This window comes from Bacillus sp. LR--39 (genome assembly GCF_053613335.1).
The window spans coordinates 1-677 of sequence record NZ_JBSIOT010000969.1; the positions used below are offsets into that span (position 1 = coordinate 1).

General features: G+C 52.3%; 1 protein-coding gene. It reads left to right on the plus strand.

The genetic code is table 11. The features are described 5' to 3' along the window. Positions 1 to 123: 123 nt before the first annotated feature. Positions 124 to 677, plus strand: a 554-nt coding sequence (locus tag ACWHAR_RS27810) for a proton-conducting transporter transmembrane domain-containing protein (protein ID WP_452088534.1), incomplete at its 3' end; no start/stop codon positions are given.

Genomic DNA, 677 nt, shown 5'->3' on the forward strand with positions numbered 1-677 from the left:
ATTCAGAAAGATTGGCTGAAATGGGCCGATCCTGAATATACCGGCTTTTTTTACGTTTTCAGAAAGGAAGGCAAGACATGAAACAGTATGTTCTTTTCCATCATCCCGACGGAGGGATGCCGGATGTTTGATCTGCTAGATTCTTTATTTTGGCTGAAAATATTTTTCGCGTCGCTTCCGCTTTGTTTGTTCAGCGCACTGCTCGTCCTGAATCGAAAGGTTCCATTGGCATATGTACGGATTCACGCCAAGATCATCGCCCTGCCGCCGCTTGCCGCGCTGGCAGCATTGATAACGGCAAATCCCGGGCAAGCTGGAGCTCCTTGGCGCTTGGATTCGCTGGCTTGGCTGATCGCCTTGTTTGTCTTGACAATCGGCTTCATCGTCCAGCGCTACTCTGTCCGGTATTTGTTCGGCGACCGCTCCTACCGTAAATTTTTTGTACTGCTGACGCTTACAACAGGAGGCGCTTCATGCGCCTGGCTGAACGATGATCTTCGCTGGCTCCTCTTATGCTGGGGTATCACGCTTTTCGGCTTGACCGCGCTAATCGGCTTAAACAGCGCGTGGCAACCGGCCAAAAATGCCGCTTTGTATGCGGGCCGAATCTTTGCACTCAGCTGGCTGGCGATAGCAGCAGCCGCTCTTTGGCTGTCTCTCGCGACAGGACACTGGCA